This window comes from Paraliobacillus quinghaiensis (assembly GCF_003426025.1).
In the GTDB taxonomy this organism is placed as follows: domain Bacteria; phylum Bacillota; class Bacilli; order Bacillales; family Amphibacillaceae; genus Paraliobacillus_A; species Paraliobacillus_A quinghaiensis.
Map to the genome: position 1 here is coordinate 1 of NZ_QJSH01000040.1, position 18,532 is coordinate 18,532.

At 34.7% G+C, this 18,532-nt stretch carries 12 protein-coding genes; 1 reads left to right on the forward strand and 11 read right to left on the reverse strand.

What is annotated here, in order from left to right; all coding sequences use genetic code 11:
- The first annotated feature begins 293 nt into the window (after nt 1-293).
- A complete protein-coding gene (locus D2K40_RS15445) occupies nt 294-2,423 on the forward strand; it encodes a methyl-accepting chemotaxis protein (RefSeq protein WP_117157240.1) in 2,130 nt (709 codons plus the stop codon).
- Between the two features lie 66 nt (nt 2,424-2,489).
- Here D2K40_RS15445 and D2K40_RS15450 read toward each other — a convergent pair whose 3' ends face one another.
- The 11 genes from D2K40_RS15450 to D2K40_RS15500 form a co-directional block, all read right to left on the reverse strand.
- Complete coding sequence (locus D2K40_RS15450; RefSeq protein ID WP_117157241.1) at nt 2,490-4,307, reverse strand: glycoside hydrolase family 66 protein; 1,818 nt, start codon at nt 4,305-4,307, stop codon at nt 2,490-2,492.
- A 267-nt stretch (nt 4,308-4,574) separates the two neighbouring features.
- The gene (locus D2K40_RS15455) at nt 4,575-6,248 is read right to left on the reverse strand and encodes a glycoside hydrolase family 13 protein (RefSeq protein ID WP_117157242.1); all 1,674 of its coding nucleotides are present in this window, start codon (nt 6,246-6,248) and stop codon (nt 4,575-4,577) included.
- Nucleotides 6,249-6,250: 2 nt separating this feature from the next.
- On the reverse strand, nt 6,251-7,522 hold the full coding sequence (locus D2K40_RS15460) for an extracellular solute-binding protein (RefSeq protein WP_117157243.1): 1,272 nt from the start codon (nt 7,520-7,522) through the stop codon (nt 6,251-6,253).
- Nucleotides 7,523-7,537: 15 nt separating this feature from the next.
- The gene (locus D2K40_RS15465; RefSeq protein ID WP_117157244.1) at nt 7,538-9,073 is read right to left on the reverse strand and encodes a response regulator transcription factor; all 1,536 of its coding nucleotides are present in this window, start codon (nt 9,071-9,073) and stop codon (nt 7,538-7,540) included.
- 10 nt (nt 9,074-9,083) lie between these two features.
- Nucleotides 9,084-10,859 carry a cache domain-containing sensor histidine kinase gene (locus D2K40_RS15470; protein ID WP_117157245.1) on the reverse strand — a complete coding sequence of 592 codons (1,776 nt, stop codon included), beginning with the start codon at nt 10,857-10,859 and terminating at the stop codon, nt 9,084-9,086.
- A 70-nt stretch (nt 10,860-10,929) separates the two neighbouring features.
- Nucleotides 10,930-12,726, reverse strand: coding sequence for a glycoside hydrolase family 66 protein (locus tag D2K40_RS15475; RefSeq protein ID WP_117157246.1), 1,797 nt, complete (start codon nt 12,724-12,726; stop codon nt 10,930-10,932).
- Nucleotides 12,727-12,754: 28 nt separating this feature from the next.
- A complete protein-coding gene (locus D2K40_RS15480; RefSeq protein WP_229666770.1) occupies nt 12,755-13,597 on the reverse strand; it encodes a carbohydrate ABC transporter permease in 843 nt (280 codons plus the stop codon).
- 25 nt (nt 13,598-13,622) lie between these two features.
- On the reverse strand, nt 13,623-14,555 hold the full coding sequence (locus tag D2K40_RS15485; protein ID WP_117157247.1) for a carbohydrate ABC transporter permease: 933 nt from the start codon (nt 14,553-14,555) through the stop codon (nt 13,623-13,625).
- Between the two features lie 101 nt (nt 14,556-14,656).
- Nucleotides 14,657-15,979 (reverse strand): extracellular solute-binding protein, encoded by a 1,323-nt coding sequence (locus D2K40_RS15490; RefSeq protein WP_117157248.1) that lies wholly within the window; start codon nt 15,977-15,979, stop codon nt 14,657-14,659.
- A 324-nt stretch (nt 15,980-16,303) separates the two neighbouring features.
- The gene (locus tag D2K40_RS15495; protein WP_117157249.1) at nt 16,304-17,506 is read right to left on the reverse strand and encodes an ROK family protein; all 1,203 of its coding nucleotides are present in this window, start codon (nt 17,504-17,506) and stop codon (nt 16,304-16,306) included.
- A 269-nt stretch (nt 17,507-17,775) separates the two neighbouring features.
- The coding region (locus D2K40_RS15500; RefSeq protein ID WP_117157250.1) for a CBM35 domain-containing protein at nt 17,776-18,532 on the reverse strand (757 nt) is incomplete at its 5' end.

An 18,532-nucleotide genomic window follows, 5' to 3' on the forward strand; every position in this document is an offset into this window, starting at 1 on the left:
ACCATCGTTTTCATCTCCTATTGGTTTGGGTTTAGTAAATTGGAAGTTCTGTGATAGGTACTTCTATTTTACTATGAAAACGGTGGTCTTTTTATATTTAATTGAACCTATTTACTATACTAGGCACATCTCCATATAAAATTCTGTTACCATTATCAAAATATGATACCTACAATAAAACTCGACAATCTTATACAATTATAGAAATGTTACTTCTATTTAAGAGTCAACAAAGAAAATACATATGTTTGGTAACTCGTTATTCAATCTAAATGAACTGAGGGTGTTATTAAATGAAAGCGATTTCTAAAGAGAATAAAAAGGATAGAAAAAAACAGAAAAAGAAAGTGGAAAAAGTGAAGAAAAGGAAATTATCAACTAAATTTATAATTCTCTTACTTAGTATCTCGATTCTACCTATATTAATTAGTTCAACTATTATTGCGTGGCAAGCTTCCAGTGCCTTAGAAACAGAAACAAAAAATAAACTAGAAACGATAAGAGATCTTAAGAAAGATCAAGTTGAAGATTATTTTGAGCAAAAATATAAAGAATTAAGTAACATGTCATTTAGCGCGGATGTTCGCGAGGGATTTGCTGAGCTAGACAATGGCTACGATAATGGTATTGCAAGCATGGAATATTTAACGGCGATGAATGAGTTAGATATGTACTTCACGGAGTATTTAAATACCTTTGATTTCAATGATCTATTCTTAATTGATAAAGAAGGAAATGTTTTTTATAGCGTACAACGAGAAGATGATTACGATACAAACATAATAGAAGGACCTTTTAAAGATTCAAACCTTGCAGTTGCATTTAATACAAGTAAAGATAGTCAAATCATGAGTATCTCAGACTATGCATTCTATGAGCCTACCAATGGACCGACCGCATTTTTATCAGCTCCTATTTACGATACATCGCAAGGCTTTCTAGGAGTTATAGCTCTTCAAATTTCGGATGATAGTATTAACAAATTGATGGCAGACCGAAGTGGGCTAGGCGAAACTGGAGAAACCTATATAGTAGCAGAAGACCGGACGATGCGATCGGATTCTCATTTCTCTAAAGAAAAAACACTGGGTATAAAAGAGGTACAAACAGAAGCCGTAAACAAAGCTTTTGCAGATAAAACAAACGTAGAAATACTCGAAGATTATAAAGGGGCAAGAGTATATAGTGCATATGCACCACTTGAAATAGAAGGTTTAAATTGGAGTATTATTACGGAAATAGGCTTTGAAGAAGTCCAAGATCCTATTAGGACATTATTAGTGAATACCTTTATTATTATTGGTTTGTTAGTAGTGGTCATAACTATCGTATCAGTAGCTGCTTCCAGAAAACTAACACAACCGATTTTAAAGCTTTCTAAAATGTCTAAACAGGTTGCAAAGGGAGACTTAACCCAAAAGGTTAACATCCAATCAAATGATGAAATTGGTGAGCTTGGAACATCTTTCAATCAAATGATTGATGAAATTAAAAGGCTCGTCTCTCATTCGAAGCTAATTTCTGAGGAGGTTACACAAACAGCAACAAGCTTGGAGGCTATGTCTAATCAAAACTCGCAATCTATTGAACAGGTATCTACTTCAATAGATGAAATTGCGAGCGGTGCATCAGACCAAGCAAAAGACTCCGCGGATGCTGTAGAACATGGTTATTCATTAGAAAAAAGTGTTAGTGATGTAAAAGCGTATTCCGAAAGTATGAAGGTTAAATCAAGCGAAATGCTTTCAAGTAACCAAAAGGGAATGGATATTCTTACTGATTTGGTATCAAAACAACAAGTTAGTGAGCAATCAATAGATGCAATCAAAGAAAGCATTGAAGCCTTATCTAAGAGGATTTCTGAAATATATAATTTCACCAATGTTATTACTGACATTGCAGAACAAACGAATCTATTGTCGCTAAATGCTTCTATTGAAGCCGCGCGTGTTGGAGAACATGGAAAAGGATTTGCCGTAGTAGCTCAGGAAGTAAGAAAATTATCTGATGAATCCCATAAAGCTTCAAATAAAGTGAAACAAGTTATATCTATGATTACAGAGGAAACGAATAAGACAATAAATGTGTCTAAGAATGCTTCCATTAACTTTGAGCATCAAGGGAATGCAGTTAAGGAAACAGAGAAAGTTTTCAATGAATTAGAAAGTTTAACCTCTTATACGATTGATCAAATTGATCGTATTCATGAACAAGTGAGTACACTGGATGAGGTAAAAACAATTGTAATGAATTCGTTAAATAACATAGGTGCTGTAACTGAAGAGACTTCCGCTTCCGTTGAAGAAGTTTCTGCTTCAATGGAAGAACAACACGCTTCAACTGAAGAAATGAGCGCATATATGCAAAACCTTAGTAAAAAAGCGAAAGAACTTAAAGAGTCACTGACTTCATTTAAATTATAGGGGAACGAGAAAGTGAGGAAAAGCAGGGGACGGTTCTTTAAGAACCGTCCCCTGCTTCTTCTCAATTTAATATTCTACAACAACCATATCCCAATACTTTAATGATGGGAGGGTGAACGTAAGTTGATCACCTTCTTGTTGATATTCCAGATCAACTGCAGCTCCATTATAAAAGTCTGGCGAAGCCATCCAAACATTAGATACTTCCTTATCAACATTGACTGTAATGGAAATGTCCTCTTTCCGTTCAGGTTCTGCTTGATTACCTTGATTGTCTTTCCATTCCATAGTTGTTGCGTCAGTGAAATTAATAAAGTGTAAAATGTCTTTGTTATCTCTTTCTTTCGCGAAGTTCCAAATGGAACCTTTTTGAGCTTGATTGGAGATTGAGACGTCACTAGTAGAATTAACTTCTTTTTCTACCTCTACAGCCCCATCTCTTAAAAGATTTTGATATGCTACCGAAAAATCATAATAGTTTACTAATTGTTCTTTTAATTCTTCTGTTATTGTTAAAGACTTATTAGGAAAATACTCTTTTGCTAACATATTTTCACCAAGTTCAATATGAGCACCACCTGAAGCAAAAATAACGGCATCGGTTAATAACACACCTGGGGTATTAAATTCGCCTGGTGAATCAGCAAGGTCATAGTTCATATAGGCGGCTAATACCGTATTTAATTTTCCACCACTTAACATATTGTTCTGATCAATTAGTTCTTTCAATTGTTTATAATAAGTATGTTCCCATGATTCCGTATACAAAAATTCAACAGGGGATTGAGCAATTTGGGCCTGTCCATATTGCGAAACAGCGTTTAACACTAGGTCAACTTGCAATCTTTCTTTTGCGTTTTCCATGAACGGACCATAAGTCGAAGGTAAATTTAACTTTTCTCCATTCCAGTCCCAAACATCTCCCCTACTGCCGAGTTGGTCAACATGCCAACCATCAAAGGCTAAATGCTCAAATACTTCCTTCTCTTGTTCAAAAATAAAGTCTTGCCATCCTTGATTGGAAGGGTCAAATAAAAAAATGTCTGTCTTCCATTGCTCTGGAAGTGGATGAAAGTCTTGTACTTTCCCATTACTATCTTTGTATATTCCCCATTCTTTTTTTACACCAAGTTCTTCATAGTTGTTATTGCCACCAAATAATAAATTGTAGTTCATTGCTTTCATATTATTCTCATGAGCAATTTTAATGTAAGTTTCTACAGTCTTTTTTGAGACTTTTCTGTTTGCAATATCTTGCCATTCGGTTGCCACTTCTCCGTTTTCGACTTTTAATGGCTTATCGTGTCTATCTTGCCAATCGTAGAATTGTATACCATTGATATGATATCGATTAAGGTTCTCGATGACCGCTGCTTGTTCTTTTTCATCCATTTCTGGAAAATCTGCTAAATATCCGTATCTAGGGAACTTGCTCCAATCCGAAGATACATCTACAGCAATTGTTTTAAAGTCAACAGGTTTGTTTTTTTGCATTAACACTACTTCAACCATATAACCCATAAAGTCTTTATCATCAGGTGTCCATGACCATGTAATCTCTTTCTCACCATTTAACTCTACTTCTTGATGATAAACGCTTTCATCTAAATGTTTATAATTGACTACTAACTTACCTTCCTGCACATCTTCTTGTAAAAGCATCTGTAAAGTAACAGTTTCACCTGGTTTATATGCAGCTAAATCTGTTGAAAGTTTTCCTAACCATTTACCTTGTTCGATAGTTTCACCTACGATCGGGTCTATCCCAGTATTTAATTCATATTCACCACTTGTTGATTCTGAGTCTGTTTCCGTACATCCCGTTAAAGCCAATATTGCGCTTATCAGAATTACTAAACATAGTAGCAATTTGTTTTTATTCATATTGTATCCTCCAAATATTTTTATAAGTAGCAGAAGCTGTGATTACTATTATTTGGCTATCTTTAAAATAATCATTGTCCACATATCTTGGATGATCAAGTTTACTTAGCCGTTAGATATAAACTGCGACACTGAGAACTTTCTTTTCGACATCTTCCCTCATGTTATTGAAGCATAAGTACTTTGATTCTTCATTGAAGCACGATTATGTCACAGTTTATTTCAATTACGGCAATTACATAGCAACAAATTATAATAAAAACGGCCTTATTTTAAAAGATACACTCTAGACTCATATGGCTTTAATGCAATTAATGATATATCTTCACTATTCTGTTCATAATTACTTATTAGTAAATTAGCAGATTGATAATTAATATGTTCTGGCAACACAAAATCTGCTGTTTCTGATGAGAAATTACAAATAACTAAAAGCTTTTCTTCCCCTAGCGTACGTGTATACGCATAGATCTTGTCGTCATCTTCCATAATAAGATCATATGTGCCATAAACAATAATGTCATACTCTTTTCTTAACTGTATTAGTTTTTGATAATAATAGAAAATAGAATCTTTATTCTCTAAGGCGTTTTTGGCATTAATAACTTTATAGTTTGGATTTACGTTTAACCAAGGTTTTCCGGAAGTGAACCCTGCATTCTCACTATCATCCCACTGGACAGGGGTTCTTGCGTTATCTCTCCCCTTTTCATATATTGCTTCCATTACTTTTTGATGGTCCTCTTTACCTTCGATAACTTTTTCTCGATACATGTTTTTAATCTCTATATCATTATATTCTTCTACAGAGTCAAAACGAACATTTGTCATACCGAGTTCTTCCCCTTGGTAAATGTAAGGTGTGCCTTGCATCATGTGAAGGAATGTTGCAAGCATTTTTGCAGATTGATCATGATATTCTTCATCATTCCCAAAACGTGATACCATTCTTGGCTGATCATGGTTATTCAAATAGAGACTATTCCAGCCCTTTCCTTCTAAATCTTTTTGCCATTTCGTCATGACTTCTTTTAAATCCTTAAGTTTCCATGGCTTCAGATCCCATTTCCCGCCAGGACCTGAGTCTATATCCATATGTTCAAAAGTAAAAATCATGTTTAATTCTGTATCTTCATTGTTTGCGTACTTTATTGCATCATCTGTAGAAGCGCCTGGGCATTCTCCTACCGTTATCATGTCATACTTTGATAGTACTTCTCTGTTCATTTCTTGCAGATATTCATGAACTCTTGGTCCATTCATGAAAAATTCGCCACCCCAATCATACCTTTTACCACCTGGGGCACTTGGCAATCCATCAGCTTTTGAAATCAGATTAATAACATCCATCCTGAATCCATCAATTCCTTTTTCTAGCCACCATGTCATCATGTCGTATATTTCTTTTCTTAATTTGGGATTCTCCCAATTTAGATCCGGTTGTTTTTTACTAAATAAATGAAGGAAGTATTCATCCGTTGTCTCATCGTATTGCCATGCTGATCCGCCAAAAAACGAAGTCCAGTTATTTGGTTCTTGACCATTTTCACCTGGTTTCCAGATATAGTAGTCTCTGTACGGATTATCTTTAGACTTCTTAGATTCAACAAACCAATTATGCTCGTCTGAAGAATGATTTACTACAAGGTCCATCATCAGTTTCATACCACGTTTATGGAGCTCATCTAACAACTCTTCTAAATCTTCCATTGTACCAAATTCATCCATAATCGCCTGATAGTCGCTAATATCATAGCCATTATCATCATTTGGCGACTTGTAGACAGGGGACAACCAAATAACATCAATACCTAATTCTTTTAAATAATCAATTTTTGATGTAATCCCTTTTATATCACCAATTCCATCTCCATTACTATCTTTAAAGCTCCTAGGATATACTTGATAAACTACACTTTCTTTCCACCATTTTCTTTGCATAATTACCTTCCTTTCTCTTCTAGTAATTCATCTATTTCAATTGCCGCTCTTGACAGCGCTTCTTCTACACTGATACTTTCTGTAAAAATCAGTTTAAAGTACCTCATGTATACCTCTCTAATCTCAACCCACTCAGCTACCGGGGGGCGAATAATTGTATCATCCAGACTGTTTAAATAGGTCTGATAATAGGGGAATTGCTTAAAACTTGTTAAATTAATTTGTTTATTAGAAGGTATTAAACCTGTTCTGGCCAGTTGAGTCTGTGGCACTTCACTCGTCATCCACTTAACAAAAGTCCAAGAAGCCTCAAGATGTTTTGTACCTTTTGAAATAACTAAGTTCTCCCCACCTAAAACTGCTCTTTTTCCATCGGTTTCGGGAAAAGGAGATGAAACTGTTAATTCATTTATAAAGTCAATTTTTTCTTGTGAATTAACACTGTAAAACCAGGGTCCTTCATCAATCATAAAATAAGTCCTATCTAAAACACCCTCCCACGTGTTTGGGGCATCAAAAAGCTTTGGTGTTAAGTTACCATTTTTGTATAGCTCTAAGAGTTTCTTTACAGCCTTAATACTTTGTTCACTATCCAAGTATCCCTGTGCTTTTGAATAAGAGGAATTCATTAAAACCCCACCCAATCCATGAAAATAGTGATAAGTCTCCCATGGACTAAGGTCGTCGATTCCAATCACCAAATTATTCTTCTCAACTATATCGATTAATTCTTTCATTAATTCTGGCAGTTTCTCAATTCCAAATTTTTCAATTAGTTTCTGATTATAAATCGCAACTTTGGTATTCGTATTTAGAGGGACGCCATAGTACTTTCCCTTATAAAGGTTTGATGCCAAAGGTTCTTCGTATAGCCTATTTTTGATGTCTTTAAAGTCTTCAAAATTACTGACTGGATATAACAGTTGGAGCTGAGCAAATTTTGGAAGCCATGCAATATCCATCCGCACTATATCAGGAGGTTTATTTGTTGATGCTCTCGCAATAATTGCTGATTTTAATTCCTCACTGTAGGCCTGACGTACAGGAGTGACTTCAATCATGGGAAAATCTTTTTCAAATAAAGGTATAATATAATTTTCGAATATATTCGTTTCTTTCTCACTAAACGTATGCCAAATTATAATTTCTTCCTTCTTTTGATTGGTATTCATAGACTTGTCATCCTGACCATTCATAATAGATTGATCACCACAAGCAGTCGCAAGTATAATCAAAATCAACAACAATATAAATATCCCTTGTCGCATTTGCATCACAATATCCCTTCCCTACTTTTGATGCTCGGCTCGATAATCGCCTGGAGAATGTCCCGTCATTTTTTTAAACAACTTACTAAAATACTTCACATCATTAAATCCCGATTTCTTGGCAACTTCGTAAACTTTTAATGAGGTGTTCATTAATAACTCTGCTGCTTTCTTAATACGAAGGTCGATCACATAATCAATAAAGTTTTTATCACTATACCTTTTAAATAAAATACTGAAGTAATTTCGGCTGATATGAATATGGTCCGCAACCATCTGAAGTGTTAACATTTCAGTATAATACTGATGTATATACTCTAAAGCCTCTTCCATTAATCCATTGTCTACATAAGGTTTATCATCCTGATCATTAATCAGCGTAGAGCACTCGTCAATTTGTTTTACAAGTAAACTGAATAAGCCATCAAGCGTTTCTGTTTTGTTAAGTTCAGAACATTTAGCCAGTAATAGAGTAAGATCAAGCTTGTCATAAAATAGATTTGTTAAAATATCTGTTGCTTCTTGTTGAATTTCATCAGGATCCATTTCCTCTTTATTCCATTGTTCATACCTATCTTCGATAAAATTTTTAACCTTTTTTTCATCAAATGGTAACAGAAACTGTTTCAATTGTTCAGCCTTTAATCGATTGTAGTTATGTTCATTTGGTAGGTCATATTTAAATACGTCTTGTTCTGGATGAAAGAATCTCTTTTTGTAGGCGATACGACTACATTTAACACCGTTATTTATGTCTTTTAAATCTCTAATAACATGATACCCAAAAGAAAAATTTAAATCGAAATCTTCTAAAATACTTTTTTTCAATTGGTTGATTTCTTGCTCTGGACTCATTACTTCTTTTAGCAAAAAAAGAATCTCTGTTTCCCCAATGACCAGGCAAACTCCTTCAAAGAATTCACTGTAAAAACGTTCATGAATTTCTTCAAGGGCAAAGCTACTGTATAAATCTCCAAATCTCTCTTCTACATCATCTATATCATCAATTTTTGCATAAACGACTAATAGAGATCCTGACATCCAAGCCTCTTTATGATCTAGATAAGGGTGATCCTTTCCCTGAAGGAGCATCTTTTTTAACTTTTGTTCCAGTTGTTTTCTTTCCTGTAAAAGTTTGGTCTGATCAACAAGATGTAACTTGGTATTAATATCGCGTTCTTCTCTTATTTTTTTCACACATTTTTTGATTAATTGTAAAAATTCATCCGGTTCTAGCGTTGGTTTCAGAACATAGTCAATTGCTCCGTACCGCAGACCTTCTTGGACATATTCAAAATCATTATAACTACTAACTAAAATAACTTTTAAATTAGGGAATATTTTCAAAGCTTCTTTCATCAGTGTTAATCCATCCATTATCGGCATTTTGATATCTGTTATTAAAATATCAACAGGATTTTCACTCATTGCCTTAATGGCCTCTTCACCATTTGGAAAATCGCCTAATAATGTTAAACCTTCTGCTTCCCAGTTTATCGATGCCTTTAATCCAAATCGTATGACTGGTTCATCATCAACAATTATTACATTACACATATATCCACCTCTATTTTTTCGGTATCAAAATTAGTTTAACAACCGTTCCGCCAGAATTACTATAAATGTCAACAGAAGAATCTGTTGAATAATAAAGGTTGATGGAATCAAACACATGCAGTAACCCAATACCAACAAAAGATTTAGAAGTAGCAGAATCTTGTTGAATTTGTGCTAATCTTTCTTCTTTAATACCTATTCCATTATCGTAAACGACGATTTCTATACCATCCGCAAATTGTCGAGCAGATATCTCTATTTCCCCCTGTTTGCCAGTAGGAACAATACCATGAAATATCGCATTTTCGACTATTGGTTGTAAAAGCATTTGTGGAATTAGATAACCAGCCACTTCCCCACTCATGTTTACTTTCAAATGAAAAGTTTGTTCATATCGTATTTCTAAGAGTTCAATGAACTTTTGAATAAAGTCTATTTCGTCCTCAATGGTCACAAACGTCCCTTTTTTCCCCATATTCGCTTCAAGTAGGCGTGTTAATGCGACTAAAGCTGAATTCGCACGGTCATACTGTTTAAACTTAACTAACCATTTGATAGTACTTAAAGAATTAAATAGAAAGTGAGGATTTATGCGATGCTTAACCGCTCGCAAATCTGCCTCTTTCTTTTGAATCTGTTCTTGTTTCACCTGTTCCAACAAGCGTTCAACTTGTTGAGTCATCACATTAAATTGTTGACTCATCATACCTATTTCATCAGATGTAGCTACACTAGTTTTAGCTCTAAAGTCTCCAGCACCAACGAGTTTCATTTGATTTGTCAACACCTTGATAGGCTTGGTCACCCGATTTGAGACAATAATTCCGATCACGATTATAAAAATACCTAGTAGTATAGATGTTAAAATCGAAATGTGTTGAATTTTCGTTAATTCATTTGTAATTTCATGAATGGGAACAACCCCTACAAGAGTCCAACCATTTGATAGATGCTGTTTTACCCCATAGATAGCTGTTCCTTCTTCTTTATATTCGAATTCTATATCATTGTTTTTTACTACATGCTCATATAGTGAAGGATTTGAAATTTCCTGGTTGATCTTATCGATATCCGGGTCAATCATGACTTTTCCTTGCCGATTAACAACAAAAAAACGCCCCGTTTCTCCCAGTTTAAGCTTATTAATCTTTTCAAGAATGGAGTTTCCATCAAGATATACCTGAATATAAGCAATGTTACTTAAATCATCAAAATCCTTCATGGTACGAGTAATAGGTAACACGTATTCTGTTCTTTCCCCTGCACCACTAAAACGATCTAACTGCAGTCTTTCCCATACAAGTTTACCATCTTGTTCTCTGGCTTTGGATACCCAACTTAAGTCCTCAAATTCATATTTAGATAACTTGTGCTCAGAAAATGTGCCACTTCCCCAACTCTTTCCTGTTTCCTTCAATACGTAAATCATACGAACAAAAGAACTTGAGTAGATATTCGAGTTCAATAAAGAATCAAGGTAATCATTATTTTCTTGCCGCTCTACATAAGACAGTTGTTCATTTAAATCCTGTTCTACAATTTCCTGGATGCTCTCATTACTATAAATAAGATTCGAGGTATCACTACCAACAGAAAAAATAAATGATAGAGAATCCGCTGCCTGACGAGCGATTTGTAACGAAGAAGCTCGCACATTATCTTTGACAACGTTCGATGATGTAACATAAAAGAAAATACTATTAAAAATAGTTGGGATTAAACTGACAATTAAAATTACAATTACAACTTTTGTAGCAAATCGGTTATTAACAATATTTTTAACCATCGTTTAATCCCTCTTATCATGGTGTATTGATTAATCTGTCATACAATCTATTCAACTATTTGCCATAGAACTACGACTTATACTCTACTACAACCATATCCCAATATTTTAATGATGGTAGAGTAAAAGTAACTTCATTTCCTTCTTGAACATAATCGAGTTCAATACTTGAACCACTATAAGCATCTGGTGTCGCCATCCAAACCTTGGATACTTCTTTATCTGCGGTAATCGTAATAGAAACATTTTCCTGCAGTTTCGGTTCAGGTTGGGTACCATCTGCATCCTTCCATTCCATCGAAGTCGCATCGGTATAGTTAATAAAGTGTAAAATTTCTTTGTTATCTTTTTGTTTGTTAAAGTTCCAGACAGATCCTTGTTTTGCATCTTTTGTTATCGAAATATTACTATCTGTTGTAACTTCTTTATCTATTTCTACTGCACCGTCACGTAGAAGATTTTCATATGCAACCATAAAATCATAATAGCTAACCATTTGATTATGAAGTTCATCTTCAATTTCTAATGTCTTGTGTGGAAAATATTCTTTCGAAAGCATATTCTCACCAAGCTCTATATGTGCACCACCCGCTGCAAAAATAGTTGCATTTGCAAGTAGTATACCAGGTGCATTGAAGTAACCTCTAGAATCGGATAAATCATAGTTCATATATGCAGCTAATACCGTATTAAGTTCCCCATCACTAAATTCCCAGTTATGGTCAATAATCCCCTTTAGATCTTGGTACATTGGTTCATCCCATGATTCAGTATATAGAAACTCAACAGGAGCTTTTGCGATTTCTTGTTGACCATATTGTGACACTGCATTCATAACCAAGTCAACCTGTAATTCTTCATGTGCATTTTCTAAAAATTGTTGATAGGTGTGGGCAAGATTAATTGGCGTTCCATCCGCAGTCCACAATGGTGAACGATCACCTAACTGATCGACATGCCATCCATCAAAGTCAAAAGTTTCAAATACTTCTTGCTGGGAATCAAAGATAGCATTTTGCCAATTAGGGTCACCTGGATTGAATAATTGAATATCATAAGCCCATAATGTTGGAAGTGGATGGACGTCTAACTGATTACCATTAGCATCTTTAAAAAGTCCCCATTCTTTTTCTATCCCATACTTCTCGTATTCATTACTTGCTCCAAAAAACAAGTTATAGTTCATCGCTTTCATATTTCTATCGTGGGCAAGTGAGATATAGTTCTCAACAGCATCTTTATAAACAATGCGATTTGCTATATCTTTCCACTGGTCAACAACTTGACCATTTTCTGTTTTAACGGGTTTCTCATGATACCATTGCCAATCATAAAACTGGAGTCCGTTAATGTGGAAACGATTTAAATTATCAATAACACTTTTTTGTTGTTCTTCATCTTTTATAAAATAATCTGCTAAATAACCATATCTAGGAAATTTACCCCAATCAGAAGACACATCAACACCAATATTTAGATGGTCTACCACTTTGTCAGATTTCACCAAAAACACCTCTGCCATATATCCAGTAAAATCGTCTTCTGCAGGTGTCCATTCCCATGTGATTTCATTTTCACCTTTTACTTTTACATTTTGTTCGTCTACTATTTTATCTAAATGTTTGTATTGAATAAATACTTTACCTTTATTAACCTCTTCATTTAAAGAAAGTTTAAACTGAACTGGTTTTCCTGGTTCATATCTTGCTAAATCAGTGTTAACCTCTTTAAGCCACTTGCCCTGCTCAATTGTTTCGGATTTCACTGACAAATCAATCTCTTCTGGCTCTTCTTCTGTACAGCCCACAAGAGCCATCAATCCCAATGCAAGTCCTAAAAACAGCATAATCCGGATATTCTTTATCATTTTGTTCACCTACTCCTCATCATTCGATTTATCCTTTTATAGCTCCATCAGAGCCTCCACTTTGTACAAAGCGTTTTTGGAAAATAATATAGATTATTACAACTGGAAGGATAGCAATTAATGATGCTGCAAATACTAATGCCCAGTTACTAGCGTGTTGTCCTTGGAACATCATTAACTGAATCGGTAACGTACGTAACGCTTCATCTTTAATGATCGTTAAAGCAACAAAGTATTCATCCCATGTACCTTGGAATGAGAATATTGCCATTGTAGCTAAAGCAGGTTTAGATAATGGTAAATAAATACTCCAGAATATTCTCCAATTACCGCCACCATCTATTATCACTGATTCCTCTAAGTCTTTTGGAATTGTTTCAAAAAAACCACGTAGGAAGAAAGTCGAACCAACAACCCCTCCACCAATATATATTAACCATAGACCCCAATAGGTATTTACTAATCCTAGATTTTGAATCACTGTAAACTGAGGAACAATAGCCAAAACAAGTGGAATCATCATTGTAAATAAGAATGCTCTAAATAAAATCTCTTTTCCAGGAAATTCAAATCGAACAAATGAATAGGCTGTCATTGCTCCTAAGAAGAGACCTCCAACCATGGCAACACCCGCAACCAGTGTACTATTTAAGAAATAACGGTAGAATTTATATTCGTTCCAGACTCTATCATAATTTTCTAAATTAGGCTTTACTGTAAGTACTTCTCCTGGTTTTGGTAGCTGATATGCCTCTGTAAAGAATGTAGTAAGAATCATATAAATAAATGGAAAAATGAAAACAACTACCCCTAATAACAATAAGGAATAAACTACTAATTTTGAGAGTATATTTGACTTCTTATTTTTCAATGGTTTCCCTCCTTTTTTAATTTATTTAATAAAACTTTTGTTTTCCTATTTTCTTCTGTTGGGACCATGTTAATAGGAATACTGCAATACCCATCATTACACCTAGTGCTGAAGAATACCCAAAGTTAAAGTTTTCAAAAGCTTGCGTATAAATCATACTTTGCAACACTTCTGTTTGGTGCATTGGTCCACCACCTGTAACAAAGTAAACTTGCGGGAAGATATTAAATGCACCCATAACCAATTGAATAATAACGAAAATTGAAATAGGTGTAACCATTGGTATTGTGATGTGACGAAACAATTGTATTGCATTTGCTCCATCAATTTCAGCAGCTTCATATAACGACTTAGGAATCCCTTGTAGTGCTGCCAAATAGATAACAAGTGCCCAACCAACTGTCTTCCAAATATGCAAAGACCAAATAACTAACATGGCAGTCCATTGATTGCCCAACCAGTTAATGGGTTCATCAATAACTCCTAACTGTGTATACAGCAAATAGTTAACTAATCCACCATCACCAGACGCAAATAAGTAACGGAATAAAAACGAGACCACAATCCATGATGTTATAATTGGGACGTAATATAACGTTCTAAATGTAATTTTAAATTTTATAAAATTTAGATTGATTAATACTGCAAAGAATAGGCCTAGGAACCAATTGATAGGCACCGTCACAATTGTATTTAAAAGAGTGTTACGTACCGCATATCTAAATTGTTCTTCCTCAAAGGCTTTTAAATAGTTTTCCAAACCAACCCACGGACTCTCAGCTCCTGGCATGATGCTGTAGTCTTGAAAACTCATTACTATACCTTTAAACAATGGAAAAATAACGAATACACCTGTTCCAATTAAACCCAAAATCAAGAATGGAAGCACTTCTTTCCATTGCTTCAAACCTTTTTTAAAGCCAACCTTTTTTTTTGGTTGAATAGTAGATTCACTCATTTATTTCACCCCTTTATTTTCAGTGGTAGTCTTTAGTGTGAAAGAACACTCCAGAGACTTATGAAGTGTTCTTTCCTGATTTAACCATTCAAGAATAATGTCTATTCTTCGTTTAGTACTTCATCAGCTTCTTTTGCTGCAATATCCAAAGCTTCTTGTACATCCAATTCTCCACGGAATACTTTTTCAACATTTAAAGAGATGATACGATCAATTTCTGACCAACCCGGTAAAGTAGGACGTGGTAATGCTGTTTCAAGTTGTTCAACATATTCGTTAGCATATGGTAATTCTAAGAATTGTTCATCTTGCGCTGCGTCCTTATTAGTTGGAATTAATCCTGTTCCCCTAGCCATAATCTCTTGAGCATTTTCACTTGTCATCCATTTAGCAAATGTCCATGCACCCTCTTTATTTTCTGCATTTTTAAATACAACTAAGTTCTCTCCACCAATTACGGAGCGGCTACCACCTTCACCTTCAGGAATATTACCCCTTACAGTGTAATCTAATGGATCTGGCTTACTTTGATCCTTCCCTAAAATACTGAAATACCAAGGACCATCATCAATCGCTAGATATTCTCCTGTTTCAATACCTTCCCATGTTCCTGGTCTTCCACCTAAAAGCGTTTCACTTATTAAACCATCTTTATACCAACCATATAATGTTTCGATTGCTTCTACACTTTCATCACTATTTAAGTAACCTTCGAACTGAGTGACATCATCATTCGTTAATGTTCCACCTAGGCTCCAAAAGTATGGAAGAAAGTCCCAAGTTTTACCTACACCCATAACATTAATTGCACCCTTAACATCATTAGCAACGGCTGCCTGTGCCACTTCTTCAAGTTCTTCCATTGTTTTTGGAGGCTCGCTGAATCCCGCCGCTTCCAAAACCTCTTTATTGTAAACTGAAATTTTAGTATTCGTGTTTAAAGGTACACCGTAATACGCACCCTCATATATGTTTGTTTTCATTGGAGATTCATATAGTCTCTCTTTTACTTCATCGAAACCTTTCATAGCACTTACTTCAGCTAAAGCTCCTAATGCAGCAAATTCTGGTGTCCAAATAATATCCATTCGCATTAGATCTGGAGCAACACCACCGGATACAGCAGCTATAACTTGTTGCTTTAAACCTTCTAATGGTTGACGAGTTAACTTTAACTCATATTGAGGAAATTCCTCTTCAAAAGCTGGCTTAATTTCTTCAAATAAAACAGCTTCTTCTTGTTCTCCATACGTGTGCCAGTAATCAATTTCCGTTTTTTCTACATTCTTGCTGTTATTACTGTCATCCCCCTGGTTAGTGTCACTACTATTAGCAGTGCCTTCCGTATCAGATGAACACGCAACACTTACAAGAGTAAGAATTAGTAATACTGAAAATAATAACGAATACTTTAATTTTTTCATTTGTTATTTCCTCCTTTAATTAATATGTGTTAATTATGCATCAAGAAAAAAAAACAGGAAACCGTTTACATTAACACGATGGTGTCTTTTGTTTGACAAGTTAAAACGCAAAATAAAAAGGTGTACTATTGATCTCTTAAAAAAAGAGATATAGTACACCTTTTTAAAAATGCTTATTGTGGGTAGAAGAAAACAAAACCACTTCAAGAAATAATTATTAATGGAGGGATTAGCGAGAAGTCTATAAGGCTATGGTTGATCAGGGTAAGGAGAAATAACAGTGCTAATTAATACTTTTAATCCAATGTTATATTGCTAATGTATTCATTGATAAATAGGTGCTTTAAACTTATCGTCAAGTACTAATGCACAAGCACCAACTAACCATACATCGTCCCCTAAGTCTGACATGTGAACATTTAATTTTTGTTCGTGTTTTGAGAAGAAGTTAAATGCTATCTCTTTTTTTATTCCAATACCCACATGTGGCATTCCTTTCGTACCTTCCCCTCCAATAATGATTGCTTCAGGATTAAGTAAGTTCACGATACTTTTTAACCCAATACCTAAATTCTCCCCTTGCTTAACAAGAAGCTGTTGGACATTTTTATCTCCCTGTTGGGCTGCTACATATATATCTTGGATGGTAATGCTTTCGCTAGACTTAAATTTTTCAGATAACCCAAGTTGCACTAGATTCTTAGTTTCTTGAATTAAATAATCATCAGATGCATACATCTCCAAACAACCTCGTTGTCCACAGTAACATAAAGTCCCTTCACGCTGGATAACAATGTGACCAAACTCACCGGACCCTCCAAAGGAACCTCGGTATAACTCTTTATTCACAACAATTCCCGCACCAGTACCTACACCAAAAGTTACACCAATAAAATGATTGTATTCCTTCCATTTTCCAGACCACATATGTGCAAGTGTAAAAACATTCGCATCATTATCAACAAAAACAGGTATCTTAAAGTACGACTCAAGAGGACTGAAATCGTAATTTTCCCAATTTAGTATAGGTGAATATTTAAGTGTATTTTTTGAACGGTCAACTAAACCAGATATCGCGATACCAATTCCATATAAATGTTGTTCTGTTCTTAAATGAGCTTTCAATGCTTCTATTTCTCTTATTATTAACTTTAACAACTGTTCATTTGAAACTTCTGGATCTAAAGGGATTTCACTTTTAAGTATAATCTTGATATCTAAATCTGTTAAAGCGAAGATAACCTTTTTGGGTTCAACCTTTACCCCGATAACTGCCCCTGCTTCTTCATTGAATTTTAAAAATACCGGCCTTCTTCCTCCGTTGGAAAACCCTGAACCAACCTCATAGATAATTCGTTCCTTGATTAAGCCCTCTACTATATTTGTAATAGTTGAAAGCCCTAATCCTGTCTTCTTGGCTAGATCAGTACGAGATATTTGACCAATCGATCGAACTTGTTCTATAACTAATGAACGATTTATTTCTTTAATTAAATCCCTATTACCTTTTCGCAATTGCATTTTCATTTAATTTCACCTACACCTATAAATTTGGTCAAGTTTAGTTTGTTTTTCAGTCTTTAGAACGATATGAAATTAATGCAGCAAATTTAATAAAAAGCGCTATTTTACTTCAACATATATGTTTACACTCGTAATTATATTGTAAATTGCATAAAAAGTATAATCATTTAAATTACTTTAAGAATTAATTAATTGTAATTTAATAAACCAAATCAACAGCCATATATTGACTGCTAATTTGGTTTATAACGTTTATATCTAGATTTTCAATACTAGTTTAGAGTTCTTTTTCTAACAACTAATAATGCGCCACCCGCAAGAGCTAGAACAGCAAGAAATACATATAACATAATCCCTGAATCACTCGTTTGGGGGTTAGTTACTGTTCCGTCACTAGGAGATGTTTTTATATAATCTAGTTGGACATAGCCTGATCCTTTTACAAATTTTAATGTATTATCCCCTGCTTGAAGATCGACATTAAATTTAGTGGTTTCAAAGACTCCCCAATCTCCTGTAGAAGGTGTTGCGACTTCTTTTTTACTTCCATTAATGTATAGAACTACTGTTGCATCATCCATTAATGTTGCATACGATAACTCTACTTGATAAGTACCAGCATTAGCTACATTTACATTGAATTCAACACTATCTGTCGCTGGGTCATCATAACCACTTACATATTTCCCACCAGATGCATCACCACTTTCGTTAACAGCTGCAGCTCCATTTAGGGTTGCATCTTCTGCTTCATAGGTGTTATGCTTCGGTTGCTCTTTTTCTGGTGTTTCTTCATTTGGTACTTCTTCTTTTGGCGTTTCTTCATTTGATGTTTCTTCTTCATTAAGAGATGTTTTTATATAATCTAGTTGGACATAACCTGACCCTTTTACAAATTTCAGTGTATTATCCCCTGCTTGAAGATCAACATTAAATTTAGTAGTTTCAAAGACTCCCCAGTCACCCGTCGAAGATGTTGCAATTTCCTTCTTGTTTCCATTAACGAATACAGATACTGTTGCATCATCC

Excerpts from the sequence above, each read along its gene's own strand:
- D2K40_RS15445 (WP_117157240.1), top strand. The coding sequence starts at position 294 with ATGAAAGCGATTTCTAAAGAGAATAAAAAGGATAGAAAAAAACAGAAA.
- D2K40_RS15450 (WP_117157241.1), bottom strand. The coding sequence starts at position 4,307 with ATGAATAAAAACAAATTGCTACTATGTTTAGTAATTCTGATAAGCGCA.
- D2K40_RS15455 (WP_117157242.1), bottom strand. The coding sequence starts at position 6,248 with ATGCAAAGAAAATGGTGGAAAGAAAGTGTAGTTTATCAAGTATATCCT.
- D2K40_RS15460 (WP_117157243.1), bottom strand. The coding sequence starts at position 7,522 with ATGCAAATGCGACAAGGGATATTTATATTGTTGTTGATTTTGATTATA.
- D2K40_RS15465 (WP_117157244.1), bottom strand. The coding sequence starts at position 9,073 with ATGTGTAATGTAATAATTGTTGATGATGAACCAGTCATACGATTTGGA.
- D2K40_RS15470 (WP_117157245.1), bottom strand. The coding sequence starts at position 10,859 with ATGGTTAAAAATATTGTTAATAACCGATTTGCTACAAAAGTTGTAATT.
- D2K40_RS15475 (WP_117157246.1), bottom strand. The coding sequence starts at position 12,726 with ATGATAAAGAATATCCGGATTATGCTGTTTTTAGGACTTGCATTGGGA.
- D2K40_RS15485 (WP_117157247.1), bottom strand. The coding sequence starts at position 14,555 with ATGAGTGAATCTACTATTCAACCAAAAAAAAAGGTTGGCTTTAAAAAA.
- D2K40_RS15490 (WP_117157248.1), bottom strand. The coding sequence starts at position 15,979 with ATGAAAAAATTAAAGTATTCGTTATTATTTTCAGTATTACTAATTCTT.
- D2K40_RS15495 (WP_117157249.1), bottom strand. The coding sequence starts at position 17,506 with ATGAAAATGCAATTGCGAAAAGGTAATAGGGATTTAATTAAAGAAATA.